At 48.7% G+C, this 15,503-nt stretch carries 13 protein-coding genes; 8 read left to right on the forward strand and 5 right to left on the reverse strand.

All coding sequences use genetic code 11. The annotated features are described in order from the left end of the window. The first annotated feature begins 15 nt into the window (after window positions 1–15). From glyQ to NX722_RS22625, 4 genes are all read left to right on the forward strand, one after another. Window positions 16–999 (forward strand): glycine--tRNA ligase subunit alpha, encoded by a 984-nt coding sequence (gene glyQ, locus NX722_RS22610; protein WP_262565131.1) that lies wholly within the window; start codon window positions 16–18, stop codon window positions 997–999. Further along, window positions 999–3,089, forward strand: a complete 2,091-nt coding sequence (gene glyS / locus NX722_RS22615) for a glycine--tRNA ligase subunit beta (RefSeq protein WP_262565132.1) — start codon at window positions 999–1,001, stop codon at window positions 3,087–3,089. The genes glyQ and glyS overlap by 1 nt, the downstream gene beginning before the upstream one ends. 57 nt (window positions 3,090–3,146) lie before the next feature. Next, on the forward strand, window positions 3,147–3,689 hold the full coding sequence (gene gmhB / locus NX722_RS22620) for a D-glycero-beta-D-manno-heptose 1,7-bisphosphate 7-phosphatase (RefSeq protein WP_262565133.1): 543 nt from the start codon (window positions 3,147–3,149) through the stop codon (window positions 3,687–3,689). A 156-nt stretch (window positions 3,690–3,845) separates the two neighbouring features. Further along, entirely contained in the window at window positions 3,846–4,490 is a 645-nt protein-coding gene (locus NX722_RS22625; RefSeq protein WP_262565134.1) for a lysophospholipid acyltransferase family protein, read from the forward strand. 131 nt (window positions 4,491–4,621) lie between these two features. Here NX722_RS22625 and lpcA read toward each other — a convergent pair whose 3' ends face one another. The 5 genes from lpcA to dnaA all read right to left on the reverse strand — a co-directional run bounded on the left by lpcA (window position 4,622) and on the right by dnaA (window position 11,844). Further along, window positions 4,622–5,200, reverse strand: a complete 579-nt coding sequence (lpcA, locus tag NX722_RS22630) for a D-sedoheptulose 7-phosphate isomerase (RefSeq protein ID WP_262565135.1) — start codon at window positions 5,198–5,200, stop codon at window positions 4,622–4,624. Window positions 5,201–5,215: 15 nt separating this feature from the next. After that, window positions 5,216–7,630: a DNA topoisomerase (ATP-hydrolyzing) subunit B gene (gene gyrB / locus NX722_RS22635; protein ID WP_262565136.1), complete on the reverse strand. Its 2,415-nt coding sequence runs from the start codon at window positions 7,628–7,630 to the stop codon at window positions 5,216–5,218. After that, window positions 7,623–8,810, reverse strand: coding sequence for a DNA replication/repair protein RecF (gene recF, locus NX722_RS22640; RefSeq protein ID WP_262565137.1), 1,188 nt, complete (start codon window positions 8,808–8,810; stop codon window positions 7,623–7,625). Before recF ends, gyrB begins: the two co-directional genes overlap by 8 nt. Before the next feature lie 75 nt (window positions 8,811–8,885). Then, window positions 8,886–9,989: a DNA polymerase III subunit beta gene (gene dnaN / locus NX722_RS22645; protein ID WP_262565138.1), complete on the reverse strand. Its 1,104-nt coding sequence runs from the start codon at window positions 9,987–9,989 to the stop codon at window positions 8,886–8,888. Between the two features lie 118 nt (window positions 9,990–10,107). After that, window positions 10,108–11,844 (reverse strand): chromosomal replication initiator protein DnaA, encoded by a 1,737-nt coding sequence (gene dnaA, locus NX722_RS22650; protein ID WP_262565139.1) that lies wholly within the window; start codon window positions 11,842–11,844, stop codon window positions 10,108–10,110. Window positions 11,845–12,720: 876 nt separating this feature from the next. On the opposite strand from dnaA, the gene rpmH reads away from it, so the two are divergent. From rpmH to yidC, 4 genes are all read left to right on the forward strand, one after another. After that, window positions 12,721–12,855 (forward strand): 50S ribosomal protein L34, encoded by a 135-nt coding sequence (gene rpmH / locus NX722_RS22655; RefSeq protein WP_034878971.1) that lies wholly within the window; start codon window positions 12,721–12,723, stop codon window positions 12,853–12,855. Window positions 12,856–12,876: 21 nt separating this feature from the next. Further along, on the forward strand, window positions 12,877–13,290 hold the full coding sequence (gene rnpA, locus NX722_RS22660; protein ID WP_262565140.1) for a ribonuclease P protein component: 414 nt from the start codon (window positions 12,877–12,879) through the stop codon (window positions 13,288–13,290). 159 nt (window positions 13,291–13,449) lie between these two features. Further along, complete coding sequence (gene yidD / locus NX722_RS22665) at window positions 13,450–13,791, forward strand: membrane protein insertion efficiency factor YidD (RefSeq protein WP_262565141.1); 342 nt, start codon at window positions 13,450–13,452, stop codon at window positions 13,789–13,791. Further along, window positions 13,767–15,458 (forward strand): membrane protein insertase YidC, encoded by a 1,692-nt coding sequence (yidC, locus tag NX722_RS22670; protein ID WP_262565142.1) that lies wholly within the window; start codon window positions 13,767–13,769, stop codon window positions 15,456–15,458. Before yidD ends, yidC begins: the two co-directional genes overlap by 25 nt. Window positions 15,459–15,503 lie beyond the last annotated feature (45 nt).

Below are 15,503 nucleotides of genomic sequence, written 5' to 3' on the forward strand. Positions count from 1 at the left end.
CCATGAGGTAATAAAGTGACTGCTCAAAGCACGCCTGACATCAAAACATTCCAGGGCCTCATTCTTGCCCTGCAGCAATTCTGGGCCAAACAGGGTTGCGTGATCATGCAACCACTGGATATGGAAGTAGGAGCTGGCACTTTTCACCCTGCCACCTTCCTGCGTGCCATTGGTCCTGAAAACTGGAACTCTGCCTATGTGCAGCCAAGCCGCCGTCCAACCGATGGCCGCTATGGTGAGAACCCTAACCGTCTGCAGCACTACTACCAGTTTCAGGTAGTGATGAAGCCTTCCCCGGCGAATATTCAGGACCTGTACCTGGACTCCCTGCGCGTGCTGGGCATTGATCCTCTGGTACACGATATTCGTTTTGTAGAAGACAACTGGGAATCTCCCACCCTGGGCGCCTGGGGTCTGGGCTGGGAAGTCTGGATGAACGGTATGGAAGTGACTCAGTTCACTTACTTCCAGCAGGTCGGTGGCATTGAATGCTTCCCGGTCACCGGTGAGATCACTTACGGTCTGGAGCGTCTGGCCATGTATATTCAGGGCGTGGACAATGTTTACGACCTGGTATGGACAGAAGGCCCGCAGGGTACTGTCACCTACGGCGACGTGTTCCTGCAGCAGGAAGTGGAAATGTCCACTTTCAACTTCGAGCATGCCGACACTCAGGAACTGTTCCATCAGTTTAATTTCTTTGAAGGTGAGTCTGCCCGCCTGGTTGAACTAAACCTGCCTCTGCCTGCTTACGAGTATGTGCTGAAAGCTTCCCACACCTTCAACCTGCTGGATGCCCGTCATGCCATTTCGGTTACTGAGCGTCAGCGCTACATCCTGCGTGTACGGACACTGGCCCGCGCTGTGGCTAAAGCTTACTTCGACGCACGCCATAAGCTGGGCTTCCCCATGGCCAGCGATGAGATTCGTGAAGACGCTCTTAATGAAATAAGTGCGCAACAGCAGTCCTCCACCCCGGAAGCTCAGGAGAAAAAGTAATGAGTAAACAAGATTTCCTGGTTGAGCTGGGTACAGAAGAACTGCCACCAAAAGCTTTGAAAAAGCTGTCTGCTGCCTTCACTGACGGCATTATTGATGGTCTGAAAGACGCACAACTGTCCTTTGATGGCTTTGAGTCTTTCGCTGCACCACGTCGACTGGCACTGCTGGTAAAAGGTCTGGAAACTGCCCAGCCTGACCAGAAACTGGAACGTCGTGGTCCTGCGGTTAAGGCAGCCTTTGATGCTGAGGGTAACCCAACCCGTGCCGCTGAAGGTTTTGCCCGCTCTAACGGTGTCACCGTTGAGCAGCTGGAGCAACAGGAAACCCCGAAAGGTGCCTGGCTGGTTTTCCGCGCTATTCAGCCGGGACTGCAAACCAAAGAACTGCTACCTGAAATCGTCTCCAGATCACTGGCGGCTCTGCCGATTCCCAAGCGTATGCGCTGGGGTGCCAGCCGGGCTGAATTTGTTCGTCCGGTTCACTGGCTGGTGATGCTGATGGATTCTGAAGTCGTCGATTGCGAAATCCTTGGATTGAAAAGCGGCAATACCACCAGAGGCCACCGCTTCCATGCCAACAAAGCGCTGACCATTAACGCAGCGGCAGATTACCAGAAGCTGCTGCTGGAAGAAGGTAAGGTCGTTGCCGACTTTGCAGCTCGCCGCAGAACCATTAAAACCAAAGTGAACGAAGTAGCTGCTGCCGCTGGCGGTACTGCGGTGATCGATGAAGACCTGCTGGACGAAGTGACGGCCTTGAACGAATGGCCTGTGCCTCTGTCCGGTCAGTTCGATAAAGCGTTTCTGGAAGTACCGGCAGAAGCCTTGATCTCTTCCATGAAAGCGCATCAGAAATACTTTCATATGGTAGATGCGGAAGGTCAGCTGATGCCTTACTTCATCACTGTGTCCAATATTGAAAGTCTTGACCCGACTCATGTGGTGGAAGGTAACGAAAAAGTTATCCGCCCACGTCTGGCTGACGCCAGGTTCTTCTTCGATACCGACAAGAAGACCACACTGGAAGCCCGCCGCGAGAATCTGAAGCCTGTTGTATTCCAGCAGCAGTTAGGTTCTGTTTATGACAAGACGGACCGTATCGCCCGTCTGGCCGCTTTTATCGCTGAACAGGAAGGTGGACAGCCTGAGCTGGCTAAACGTGCCGGTGAACTGTGCAAGTCTGACCTGAACTCTGAAATGGTTCTGGAGTTCCCGGAACTGCAAGGCATCATGGGGCAATACTACGGTGCCTTTGACGGTGAGGCAGAAGAGGTGTGCGTCGCTCTGAACGAACAGTATATGCCACGCTTTGCAGGTGATGAACTGCCGTCCAATCTAACGGGAAGCGCTGTTGCCATTGCCGACAAAATTGACACCCTGACCGGTATCTTCGGTATCAATCAGCCACCCTCTGGCAGCAAAGACCCGTTTGCGCTGCGTCGTGCGACTCTGGGTGTTCTGCGTATTATCGTTGAGAAAAAGCTGGATCTGGACCTGCGGGACCTGATTAATCACGCTATTGAAGGTTACAAGGCACAGGGCGTTGAACTGCCTGCCAGTGAAGGTCTGACAGAAACGATTCTGGAATTTATGCTGGAGCGTTTCCGCGCCTGGTATCAGGATGAGAATATTCCTGCCGAGGTGTTCCTGTCAGTCATGGCTCTGAAGCCTTCCCAGCCGTTCGATTTTAACCAGCGAATTAAAGCCGTTCATGCTTTCAGCCAGCTGGCTGAAGCCGATGCACTGTCAGCGGCCAACAAGCGGGTTTCCAACATCATGGCCAAAGCCGGTGATCTGCTGATTCCTGATTCTGTCGATGCTGGCCTGATGAGCGAAGAAGCTGAACAGGTTCTGGCGAAAGCTCTGGCTGACAAGAAAGTAGAAGTTCAGCCTGCCCTTGAACAGCGTCAGTACAGTCAGGCAATGGAGAATCTCGCACCATTAAAGGACATTGTTGATAACTTCTTCGACAAGGTACTGGTGAATGCAGAAGACGAAGCCATTCGTCTGAATCGTTACGCTTTGCTGAAGCAACTTCGCAGCCTGTTCCTGCACGTTGCTGATATTTCGTTGTTACAGAAATCCTGATAAACAGCAATAAAAGAGCGGCAAAAGCCGCTCTTTTTTTAGGTATTATGTCGGTCTATGAACACACTGATTATTCTTGATCGTGACGGAGTGGTTAACGAAGACTCCGATAACTACATTCGCTCTGTGGATGAATGGATTCCAGTTCCCGGCAGTATTGAAGCCATTGCCAGGTTAAGTAAAGCAGGTTATACCCTTGCTGTTGCAACCAACCAGTCAGGTATTGCCAGGGGGTATTATCCACTCTCTGAACTGGAAGCCATGCACACCAGAATGAACCAGCTGGTTCAGGAGCAGGGTGGGCATATAGACTGCATCACTTACTGTCCCCATGGACCTGACGAAGGTTGCCAGTGCAGAAAGCCGGAAACCGGTCTGGTTGACCAGATTGAACAATACCTTAATATGTCCGCCAGTGGTGCCTGGTTTGTTGGTGACTCATTAAAAGACCTGCAATGCGCGAGGCGTAAACACTGCCAGCCAGCACTGGTAAGAACAGGAAAAGGTGAAAGAACTCTGGCAAAGGGCGAGGGGCTGGAAGGTGTTCCGGTGTTTGAATCACTGGCTGACTTTGTAGATCATTTGCTCGGGCATTTCTGACCGCCAGCCGCCTTCTTAAGCCAAGAGCTAAGAGCTAAGAGCCACAAATCGTGACAACATAGAAAAAGGTTTTAAATGTCCGTTGTCGTATATAGTTTTAGAACAATTCTGCTTTACCTGGCTTTGACTGTATGGACAGTCTGCTGGTCGTCATTCATGTTGATAGGGTTGCCACTGACTCCTTTCAGAAAAAGACACATCCTGGTAAAAATCTGGGGTCATGTCACTATCGGCCTAACTCGCTGGATTGCAGGAGTAAAGTGGGAAATTAAGGGAAAGGAGAATATTCCGGACACTCCCTGTGTCATCGTCAGTAACCATCAGAGTTCCTGGGAAACCTTCTTCCTGCAGACGCTGTTTACACCTCAAACCCAGGTGATAAAAAAATCACTGCTGAACATTCCTTTTTTTGGCTGGGCTTTTCGACTGATCAAACCCATTGCTATTGATCGTGATGACCCCAGGCGTTCTCTGCAACAAATCGTAGAGCAAGGCAAGCAGGCTTTGGAAAACAATGTCTGGGTCTTGATTTTCCCCGAAGGGACACGAATCCCTAATGGCGAGCTGGGTAAGTTTTCCCGGGGAGGCATTAATCTGGCTCGTAAAGCGGAAAGGAATATCTTGCCTGTCGCACACAACGCCGGTAGTTGCTGGCCCAACACGTCATGGATAAAGCGTCCTGGTACTATCACGGTGCATATTGGTAAGGAAATCAGTATTGAAGATAAAACGCCTGCTCAGTTGAATGAGGAGTCCAGGCAGTGGATTGAAAAGGCGCTTGAAGAAATGAACCACCGCTGAACATTTAACAATCACCCAAATAAAAAATGCCCTCATTCCATCGGGATGAGGGCATTTTTTTGTTTATCTATTTTCGGCTATTGGCTTTTAGCTTTTAGCTGTCCATACAGCCAACAGCCAACAGCCAAATACTATTCCGCCATCAGCTTTTCAATCAGCTGAATCATGATGTGAATCGCTTTGATATGAACTTCCTGAATTCGATCAGCATAGCCAAAATGTGGCACCCGTATTTCTACATCTGCCATTCCAGTCATCTTGCCTCCGTCCTTACCGCTTAATAAAACAACCTTCATGCCTTTTTTTCTGGCTGCTTCAATGGCTGTGATGATATTTCCGGAGTTTCCGCTGGTGCTGATTCCCAGAAGGACATCGCCTTCAAACCCGACCCCTTCAATGTAGCGGGAAAAGACATGGTCATAGCCATAGTCATTGGATACGCAGGACAGGTGACTGACATCTGAAATAGCAATAGCCGGGTAGGCTGGACGATTATCTCGATAACGACCGGTCAACTCTTCCGCAAAATGCATGGCATCACAATGAGAGCCGCCATTGCCGCAGGAAATAACCTTACCTCGATTTTTAAATGAGTCAGCAATCAGTCTGGCTGCATCATTAATGGCATTGATACAGCTTTCGTCGTTCAGGAAACGATCCAGCACCTGTTGTGCTTCTTCAAGTTCTTGTCGAATAAGTGACTGGTACATAGCGACTTCCTATCATCACACGTCAAGGTTTGCCACACGCAGAGCGTTGGTTTCAATAAAGTCACGACGAGGCTCAACCTGATCGCCCATCAAGGTGTTAAAGATCTGGTCGGCAGCAATCGCATCTTCAATGGTCACTCGCAGCATCCGGCGCACATCCGGGTCCATGGTGGTTTCCCAGAGCTGATCCGGATTCATCTCACCCAAACCTTTATAACGCTGGATACCAACCCGTTTGGTCGATTCAACCATCAACCATTCAAGGCCATCTTCAAACGAGGTTGTTTCCTTTTTACGTTCACCTTTCTGGAAGAAAGCATTTTCTTCCAGCAGCCCCTGCAACTGCTCACCCAGCTTGACGATTGCTCGATAATCGCCGGAGGAGAAGAAATCATTTCTCCAGGTGTATTCAGACGGAATACCGTGCGCCAGAATAGTCACTTTGGGCAGCCAGGCGTGATGCTCACGATCTTCAATGCATTCGAAAGTAATAGTGCGACCAGCCAGATCAATCTTCTGAACACGTTCATTCAGTTTGTCTGTCCAGTTTTTCATAAAGGCTTCATTACCAAGGCTGGTTTCTTCCACCTCAGGCATGTAAATCAATTCCTTCATGATATCCATAGGGTACAGACGGGACAGTCGCTCGATCCCTGCTATCACCTGACGGTACTCTTTCACCAGATTTTCCAGAGGTTCATCGGCTATACCCGGAGCATTTTCATTCACATGCATGCTGGCATTTTCCAGCGCTGCCTGCGTCAGGTATTCACTGAGTGCAGTTTCGTCTTTCAGGTACTGTTCTTGCTTTCCACGCTTGATCTTGTACAGAGGTGGTTGAGCGATGTAGACATAGCCGTTTTCAATCAGCTCAGGCATTTGACGGAAGAAGAAAGTCAGCAGCAGTGTACGAATGTGAGAACCATCAACATCCGCATCCGTCATGATAATGATGTTGTGATAACGCAGCTTTTCTATATTGAATTCGGAACGCCCAATGCCACAGCCCATAGCTGTGATCAAAGTACCTACTTCAGCAGAAGACAGCATCTTGTCGAAGCGAGCCTTCTCTACGTTCAGAATTTTACCTTTCAGCGGAAGAATAGCCTGGGTCTTACGGTTACGCCCCTGCTTGGCAGAACCACCCGCAGAGTCACCCTCCACAATATACAGTTCTGACAGTGCCGGATCTTTTTCCTGACAGTCAGCCAGCTTTCCTGGCAGACCGGCAATATCCAGAGCACCTTTCCGCCGGGTCATTTCACGAGCTTTACGGGCCGCTTCACGGGCGCGTGCAGCATCCAGCATTTTGTTAACAACCGCTTTGGATTCCTGAGGATTTTCCAGCAGGTAATCAGAAAAGTATTTACTCATTTCCTGTTCTACGGCTGTTTTTACTTCAGATGACACCAGCTTGTCTTTGGTCTGGGAAGAGAACTTGGGGTCCGGTACCTTCACAGAAATAATAGCCGTCAGACCTTCGCGGGCATCATCACCAGAAGTGGAAACTTTCTGCTTCTTGGCAAAACCTTCCCGCTCAATATAGCCATTCAGGCTTCGGGTCAGGGCTGCACGGAAACCCGCCAGATGAGTACCGCCATCACGCTGTGGAATGTTGTTGGTGAAGCTATAGATGCTTTCTTGAAAGCCATCATTCCATTGCAAAGCCACTTCAACACCAACACCGTCTTCACGATTTATGTTGAAATGGAACACCTTATTTATGTTCGTCTTGTTGGTATTCAGATACTCAACAAATGCGCTCAGACCACCTTCATAGCGGAAGTCATCTTCCTTACCGGTGCGCTCATCCACCAGTTTGATGTAAACACCGGAGTTCAGGAACGACAACTCACGCAGTCGCTTAGCCAGAATATCGTAGCTGAACTGAATATTGTTGAAGGTTTCTTCGGATGGGATGAAATGAATCTCTGTACCGCTGTTTTCAGTTTCACCGATGACTTTCATAGGCTCCTGAGGAACACCATGCATATACACCTGATGATGAACCTGTCCACCACGGCGAATGGTCATTTTCAGTTCTTTTGACAGAGCATTAACAACCGATACCCCTACGCCATGCAGACCACCGGACACCTTGTAAGTGTTGTCATCAAACTTACCACCGGCATGCAGGACTGTCATGATAACTTCGGCAGCAGAGACACCTTCTTCTTCATGGATATCTACCGGAATACCACGGCCATTATCCTTCACGGTAATGGATTCGTCCGGATGAATGATAACAGTGATCTGGTCACAGTAGCCCGCAAGGGCCTCGTCAATTGAGTTATCAACTACCTCAAACACCATGTGGTGCAGACCTGTACCATCATCCGTGTCACCAATATACATACCCGGGCGCTTACGAACGGCATCCAGGCCTTTCAGCACCTTAATATTGGACGCATCGTAGTTTTGTTCACTCATGCTCTATCTCCAACGATTCAGCCTGGCGAATCTCACGCCCAGGATAGATTTGCTCATTAGCCTCCAGTCGCCCTTGTTTCACGTGAAACACTTTGACATTGACTTCAGGCAGCCAGCAATCAGACAGTGCAGATTGCTCGACACAGGTGATAAACACCTGGCTTTTCATATTTTGTAGTATTGAACACAGAGCTTTCCGGTGAGGAGCGTCCAGCTCCGATGGTAGGTCGTCCACCAGAAAAACGCATTGCTTGCCGGTCTTTTGATAGAACAACAAGCCTTGTGCCAACTTTAACGCGCAGACAACCAGCTTTAACTGTCCACGCGAAAGAATATCAATGGCATTTATGCCATCTATTTTTACCCGAATATCGGCTCGCTGAGGTCCTGAATGCGAGAAACCGGACTGAATATCTCTCTCCATTCCTTCTGCAAGTACTTCAGCAAAAGAGCGTAACCTGTCCCACCCCCGGTAATAACTGAGCTTAATACCTTCAAGATCTGTTAATTGTCCGAGCACTTCATGAAAGACTGGCGCCAACTGCTCAAAATACTCTTGCCTTAACAGATGAACAGCTTCTGAAGCTTTCACCAGTTCAGCATCCCAGACAGGAAGTTCAGAGCGAATCTTATCGGGAACAGAACGATTAATAGAACTGGATAGTCTACCATGACGAAGCAAACTATTCCGCTGTTTGAGCGCCTTCTGCAAGCGTTTCCAGAGAGGAATAAAATCACGCTGTTTCACGTGAAACACTCCCCAATCTAAAAACTGTCTTCGGTCTTTCGGAGAGCCTTCCAGTAACCGAAAAGTATCGGGATTGATTAACTGCAAGGGCAGGTGTCGTGCCAGCTCAGAAGTCGACCTTAAGTTCTCACCAGACACTCGTATCTGGAAGTTCTCATCCTGCAAGGCTCTGGATACGCCCACATTCAACATCGCACTGCCTGAATGGCGAATCTGACCAAAAACAGTACATTTTGGCTGATCCCTGCGAATAACTGGCTTTACCCTGTTACTGCGAAAAGAACGAGCTAGCCCCAGTAGATGGATAGCCTCAAGTACGCTGGTCTTGCCACTACCGTTCAGGCCATAAAGAATGTTGATGGAAGGAGAGGGCTGTATGGTTAAAGATTCGAGATTACGAATATCTTTAACCATCAATTTATGGATGGTCATGCACAACCCTCGGAAGAAAACAGCGACTTAACAGGATGTGTCGATATTTGAGAGCTGTGCATTTTCATACATTATTTACAGACGCATCGGCATAACAACGTAAGTGGAATCGCCACCTTCGGACTCTTCCAGCAAAGCACTGCTGTTAGGATCAGAAAGGGTGATCTTCACAGAATCACCGGAAATAACAGACAGAACGTCCAACAGATAGCTGACGTTAAAGCCAATTTCGATAGCATCTCCATGATAGCTCAGGCTCACTTCCTCTTCTGCTTCTTCCTGCTCAGGGTTGTTTGCCATTACCTTAAGCAGACCATCATTCAGAATCAGACGAATACCACGATACTTTTCATTGGACAGAATAGAAGCTCTCTGGAAAGCCTGACGCAGCTGTTGACGATCACCCACAATAATTTTGTCACCACCGCGAGGGACGACACGATCATAATCCGGGAATTTCCCATCAACCAGCTTGGAAGTGAAAATAAAGTCACCGGCTTTGGCGCGGATATGGTTAGCACCCAGAGAGATATGCACCATCTCGTCACCTTCGGTAAGAAGGCGAGCCATTTCCATAATACCCTTGCGAGGCACAATCACCTGGTGTCGATCCTGCTGATTAATGTCGGCATCCACTGCACACATAGCGAGACGGTGACCGTCGGTTGCAACAGCCCGGAGACAGTTCTGACTGACCTCTAGCAACATGCCATTCAGGTAGTAACGAACATCCTGTTGAGCCATAGCAAAGGCTGTGCGATCAATCAGGCGACGCATCCGGGCCTGACCGATGGTAAAGGTCATTGAGCCCGCTTCTTCTTCAATGCTTGGAAATTCATTAGCTGGCAGAGTGGAAAGTGTGAAGCGTGAACGTCCGGCGCGCACCTTAACCCTTTGATCATCCTGAGAAAACTCAATCATGGCGTTCTCAGGAAGAGACTTACAGATATCCATCAGCTTACGTGCCGGAACAGTAATCTCGCCGCCTTCAGTGACATCATCCAGAGAAACGCGGCCAACCAGCTCCACTTCCAGGTCTGTACCTGTCAGGGAGAGTTGGTCACCGCCCACCACCATCAGGACGTTAGACAAAACAGGTAGTGTCTGCCTGCGCTCTACAACGCCCGCCACCAGTTGCAGTGGCTTCAGCAATGCTTCCCGATTAATGGTAAATTTCATCGCTTTCCTTTCTCTTGCTAGCTGGAAAAGAGCCGGTGCCCTTTTCTCAAATTCAATAAAATCTGTTGAAACTTTTATACCAGAAACTATTACACCAGAAACTACTGCATCAGAATAATTAACTGGTCAAAGATCTCAACAGGTTCTTGTAGTCATCCCGAATCTCACTATCTGTACCCGTTAGCTCTTTTACTTTGCGACAGGCATGTAGCACCGTAGTATGATCTCGACCACCGTAGGCATCGCCAATTTCCGGCAGACTGTGACTGGTTAATTCCTTGGACAGCGCCATGGCAACCTGTCGGGGTCTTGCCACAGAACGACTGCGTCGTTTGGATAAGATATCAGCAACTTTGATTTTGTAATACTCTGCTACTGTTCTTTGAATATTATCTATAGAGACCTGCTTGTCCTGCAAGGCTAAAAGGTCTTTCAGGGACTCCCTGATCAGGTCTATATCAATCTTCCTTCCCATAAAGTGCGCGCTCGCAATAACACGCTTGAGCGCTCCTTCCAGCTCCCGAACATTAGAGCGTATACGCTGTGCAATAAAGAAAGCCGCTTCATGGGGCAGGTCGACACGGTGCTGTTCTGCTTTTTTCATCAGGATCGCAACGCGGGTTTCCAGTTCCGGGGGTTCAACCGCTACGGTTAGTCCCCAGCCAAAGCGGGACTTCAGACGCTCTTCAACACCACTGATTTCTTTGGGATAGCGATCACAGGTCAGGATCATCTGCTGGCCACCTTCCAGTAACGCATTGAAAGTATGGAAAAACTCTTCCTGTGACCGTTCTTTACCCGCAAAAAATTGAATATCATCAATCAACAAAGCATCAACAGACCGGTAATAACGCTTGAAGTCATTGATAGCATTGAGCTGCAGAGCTTTGACCATATCTGCCACAAAGCGCTCTGAATGCAGGTAAACCACTCTGGCATTCGGGTTGTGCTTTACCAGAGAATTACCTACTGCATGCATCAGGTGAGTTTTACCCAGACCAACACCACCATAAAGGAACAGTGGGTTATAGGCCGCTCCCGGATTTTCTGCCACCTGCCGAGAAGCTGCCAGTGCCAACTGGTTGGATTTACCTTCAACAAAAGTTTCAAAGGTGAACTGGGTATTCAAAGAGCTGTGATGCTTAATGGAACCTTCTACTTCAACCTGGCGGGTTGGTGTAACAATTTCCCGGGAAGGGTCTGGCTCTTCCGTTACAAGCCCACCCTCTTTAATAGAATCTTTAAGAGTGTCTTTCAGCGGATTAACTTTACGCTGCTTTTTAGCTACAGGTTTGGCCTGTGCTTCATCAACAGCTTCTTCAGCCATCGGCTCATCCACAGCCAGGGACTCCTGCATTAACAGAGGCTCGGACGCTCTGTTCACTTCCAGATTGTTCACCAGCTTTTCAGTAACGGTTCGCTCTTGTAGCTCAGAACCTGCCGCAGGGCTTTTCACCGAATCCTGAATCGGGTTGTGAAACGCTGGTTTAGGGGAAGGCTGTACCTGAACAGAAGCCGTTGAACGCTGAGCAAACTGCGAAGAAAATGAAGGTGTACTGCTGGCATGTGAAGACGTTCTGCTGCTGGAACGACGACTCAGAGATTGCGGTCGGCGGTTTGACACAGCCAGGGCTACAGCCGGTGGTTGTCCATCGGTCAGCTCATCGAGAATTTCCTCAACTCTCGGCAAAAACTTCTCCTTCACCCAGTCTGATACAAAGCGGTTAGGAGCCAGCAGACATAAGTCATGCTCATCCCCCATTACTTTTAGCGGGCGAATCCATGTATTGAACTGCTGCGATGACAGCTCATCCTGAAGAAGATCTATGCATTTTTGCCAGAGCTCAAGGGGCACAGGCGCTCTCCTGAAAACGATCCTGATAACGAGCCCGACAGCGACCCGGAAACCGGATGATGATAAAGCTTATCACCCTGCCTGCTGAACAACTTTCTGAAAGGCTGGGTATTGCGAACAATTGTATCCTTTCGCCCAAAAGTTATCCACACCTTCCCTAGATGATTGCAGAGCTGATCACCACTTTTTTTGTGCCTTTAATTCATATAGTTATCAACAGAAAAAGTCTGTCTTTAAGGTGAATTATTTATTAATTTTTTGCTGTGGATAGACCTGTTTACTAGCAGGGTAAATCCATAGGAATGAGCTGTGTATAACCAGTTGCATAACTTACCCTGTGCATAACTGGTTAGTTTATACACAACTCATCCTCAGGTAAGGAACAGCTAAATACCGTGATTTCTACAGCTTGATACACAGGCCTTAGGCCTTGATATTACTGACAAAAGCCTGCTTATCCACAGAAAATGGCCTGCTAAATTACAATCATAAATACAAAACAACACTAAACAAAAAAAATATATATTTTTTTAATTTATGAACTGATCCTGATTTGTTAATCAGTGAAGGATGGGGTGGATAAAATCAACTATGTTTTTTGGCGAAGAAAGAGAAGTTAATAATTAAGATCAAATGACAATTTTGTGAGTGTTGAATTTTTATCATGAGTATCAAAAGCAGGGCTCTATAGGCTGGTGCTAATCAACATAAGGGCAACAACATGGGGTCCAGCGGCAAACTCTTGACAAATGCAAATTGACGCAGATTGGTCAATTCCTTAGAATGCCCGTCTTTTTGTATATCCATAAAGGGTGTACAGCGTCTTCCTGAGAAGATTGATTAACCAGGAATCGATTAACCAAGAGTAGTGTCATCATGAAAAGAACTTTTCAACCATCTAACCTGAAGCGTGCTCGTTCCCACGGTTTCCGCGCTCGTATGGCTACCAAGAACGGTCGTGCTGTTATCAACCGTCGTCGTGCTAAAGGCCGTAAGCGTCTGAGCGCCTGATTTAAGCAGTAAGACTGTCAGGTGAGCTTCGCTTTTAGCCGCGATAAGCGGTTGTGCTCAGCAGCTGATTTTAAGCAGGTATTTGACCGGGCTGATATCAAGGTATCCAGTCGGCACTTACTGATTCTGGCGAAAGTGAGTGATCACGATCATTCCAGACTGGGTCTGGTAATTGCCAAAAAGAATATCCGTAAGGCCACCGGTCGAAATCGTGTCAAGCGACATATTCGTGAGTCATTTCGTCTGAAACAGGGCGAACTGGGTCATCTGGATATCGTAGTACTGGCACGGCGAGGCTTGGATGAGCTCGAAAACTACGACATAAACAAACTGCTAACCAGACAGTGGCACAAGCTGGCACGTCGTCTGGGTGAGTGGGAACAATCCAGGCAACTTGAGGCCAGACAGCCCAAAGTTGTGGATAAAACCACTTAACAATTTGGTGGACGTTGTAGAGCTGGGTGACTGGGGAGGTAGACACTGCCTCCAGTCGCTTGCGTCACCAGGGAAGGCTTTTGCCTTGATTGGTAAGCACAGCTTATGGAACTAAGCCTTACTGTCTCCTGAAGTCCAGGGTAGATTGAGTAAAAAGACATGCAAAACAGCGTGATACACACGATCAAAGATCTGCCGAGACTACTCGCCAAAGGTTTGATCCGGGTCTATCGCTATTGCATAAGCCCTCTTATGGCAGGGCGTTGTCGATTTTATCCAACCTGTTCCGCTTATGCTCAGGAAGCACTCGACAGCCATGGTTTTCTGAAAGGCAGCAAACTCACTATTTTAAGACTGCTGCGTTGCCATCCCTGGCATCCGGGAGGCTTCGATCCGGTGCCGGAACCCTCAGACAGGCTCAATCGGACAGAATCAGACAATCATTCCCATCAACCAGAATCTGTGGCTCGGACATCATGGATCTGCAAAGAACACTCCTGATAGGCGCCGTAGCTGTTGTTGGTGTACTGACACTCCAACAATGGAACGAAGATTACAATCAACCAGCCCGACCAACCGGGGAAGAAGCAATAACAGGCATGTCTAATATCTCTATCGCACAAAGCGGTTCAGATATGCCGACACTCTCCTCCGATAGCGCAGGTACGGTTACCATTGACGGTAATAGTAATACATCGCCATCCGCTCAACTTGTCAGCGTAAAGACAAATACCCTGAATGTTCAGATTGATCCCGCCGGTGGCGATATTATCGGTCTGAACCTGCCTCAATACCCTGCCTGGCTACCGGAAGAAGATGAGGAGGTTCCTCCCTTTGAACTACTGGTACAGAAATCAGACTGCGTCAGCGGTAGTGTGACCTGCGAATACACTGCGCAGAGCGCACTGGTACGAGCGGATGGTCCACAGGCTGACAACCAGCGGCCACTGTACAACGTCAGGCAGAACAGCTTTACCCTGGATGATGGCAAGGATACCGTCGTTGTTGAGCTGACCCGTTCCACCGATGAGCTGAACCTGACCAAGCGTTATACGTTTGTCCGTGACTCCTACGATATCCGTATGGATTATGTCATTGAGAACAAGGGTGACACCCTATGGCAGGATCGCTTTTATGCACAGCTGAAGCGTGATGGCTCTGAAGACCCCAGCACCGCCAACTCCAGCGCACCGATGAACACCTATCAAGGTGCCGCTGTGCGTTCTGTGGATCAGCCTTACGTTAAACTGCCCTTCAAGGACTTTGCCAAGTCCCGCTTTGAGCAGAATGTTGAAGGCGGCTATGCGGCTATGTTGCAGTTGTACTTCCTCACGGCGTGGGTGCCGGATCAGGCACAACGTCATACCTACTACACCAACCTGTCCCATGACCAGAAGTATTACTTTGTCGGCTTTATCGACAACGTCGCTGTTCAGCCGGGCCAGACCGTTACCGTAGGTGCCGACCTTTACGCCGGTCCAAAAGATCAGGATCATCTGGAACAGCTGGCCGATGGACTCCAGCTGACCAAAGACTTTGGCTGGTTATGGTTCCTGGCTCAGCCTCTGTTTACCCTGCTGAAATTTATTCATTCCATGGTGGGTAACTGGGGCTGGTCCATTATTCTGCTGACGGTGTGTGTGAAAGCGATCTTCTATCCGCTGAACGCTACCAGCTTCCGTTCCATGGCGAAAATGCGCAAGCTGGGACCGAAGATGGCAGATCTGAAAGAGAAGCATGGCGAAGATCGTCAGAAGCTGTCTCAGGCGATGATGGAGCTCTACAAGAAGGAGAAGGTCAACCCAATGGGTGGCTGTCTGCCAATTCTTGTTCAGATGCCTGTCTTTATCGCCCTGTACTGGGTACTGCAGGAGTCTATTGAGCTGCGTCAGGCTCCGTGGCTGGGCTGGATACATGACTTGTCCCAGATGGACCCATACTTCATCCTACCGCTGATCATGGGTGGTTCCATGTTCGCTCAGCAGCTGCTGAATCCAACTCCGCCAGACCCTGTTCAGGCGAAAGTGATGAAGCTGATGCCGGTTATCTTCACTGTGTTCTTCCTGTGGTTCCCGGCCGGTCTGGTACTGTACTGGATAACCAACAATACACTGTCGATTATTCAACAGTTCATCATTACCAGGAAGATTGAGAAAGAAAGTACTTAACGTTCTTTTGCCAATGCTTCAAAAAAACGACCCGGCGGCTTTGCT

The organism is Endozoicomonas gorgoniicola (assembly GCF_025562715.2).
Classification (GTDB): domain Bacteria; phylum Pseudomonadota; class Gammaproteobacteria; order Pseudomonadales; family Endozoicomonadaceae; genus Endozoicomonas_A; species Endozoicomonas_A gorgoniicola.

Excerpts from the sequence above, each read along its gene's own strand:
- glyS (WP_262565132.1), top strand. The coding sequence starts at position 999 with ATGAGTAAACAAGATTTCCTGGTTGAGCTGGGTACAGAAGAACTGCCA.
- gmhB (WP_262565133.1), top strand. The coding sequence starts at position 3,147 with ATGAACACACTGATTATTCTTGATCGTGACGGAGTGGTTAACGAAGAC.
- NX722_RS22625 (WP_262565134.1), top strand. The coding sequence starts at position 3,846 with ATGTTGATAGGGTTGCCACTGACTCCTTTCAGAAAAAGACACATCCTG.
- lpcA (WP_262565135.1), bottom strand. The coding sequence starts at position 5,200 with ATGTACCAGTCACTTATTCGACAAGAACTTGAAGAAGCACAACAGGTG.
- gyrB (WP_262565136.1), bottom strand. The coding sequence starts at position 7,630 with ATGAGTGAACAAAACTACGATGCGTCCAATATTAAGGTGCTGAAAGGC.
- recF (WP_262565137.1), bottom strand. The coding sequence starts at position 8,810 with ATGACCATCCATAAATTGATGGTTAAAGATATTCGTAATCTCGAATCT.
- dnaN (WP_262565138.1), bottom strand. The coding sequence starts at position 9,989 with ATGAAATTTACCATTAATCGGGAAGCATTGCTGAAGCCACTGCAACTG.
- rpmH (WP_034878971.1), top strand. The coding sequence starts at position 12,721 with ATGAAAAGAACTTTTCAACCATCTAACCTGAAGCGTGCTCGTTCCCAC.
- yidD (WP_262565141.1), top strand. The coding sequence starts at position 13,450 with ATGCAAAACAGCGTGATACACACGATCAAAGATCTGCCGAGACTACTC.
- yidC (WP_262565142.1), top strand. The coding sequence starts at position 13,767 with ATGGATCTGCAAAGAACACTCCTGATAGGCGCCGTAGCTGTTGTTGGT.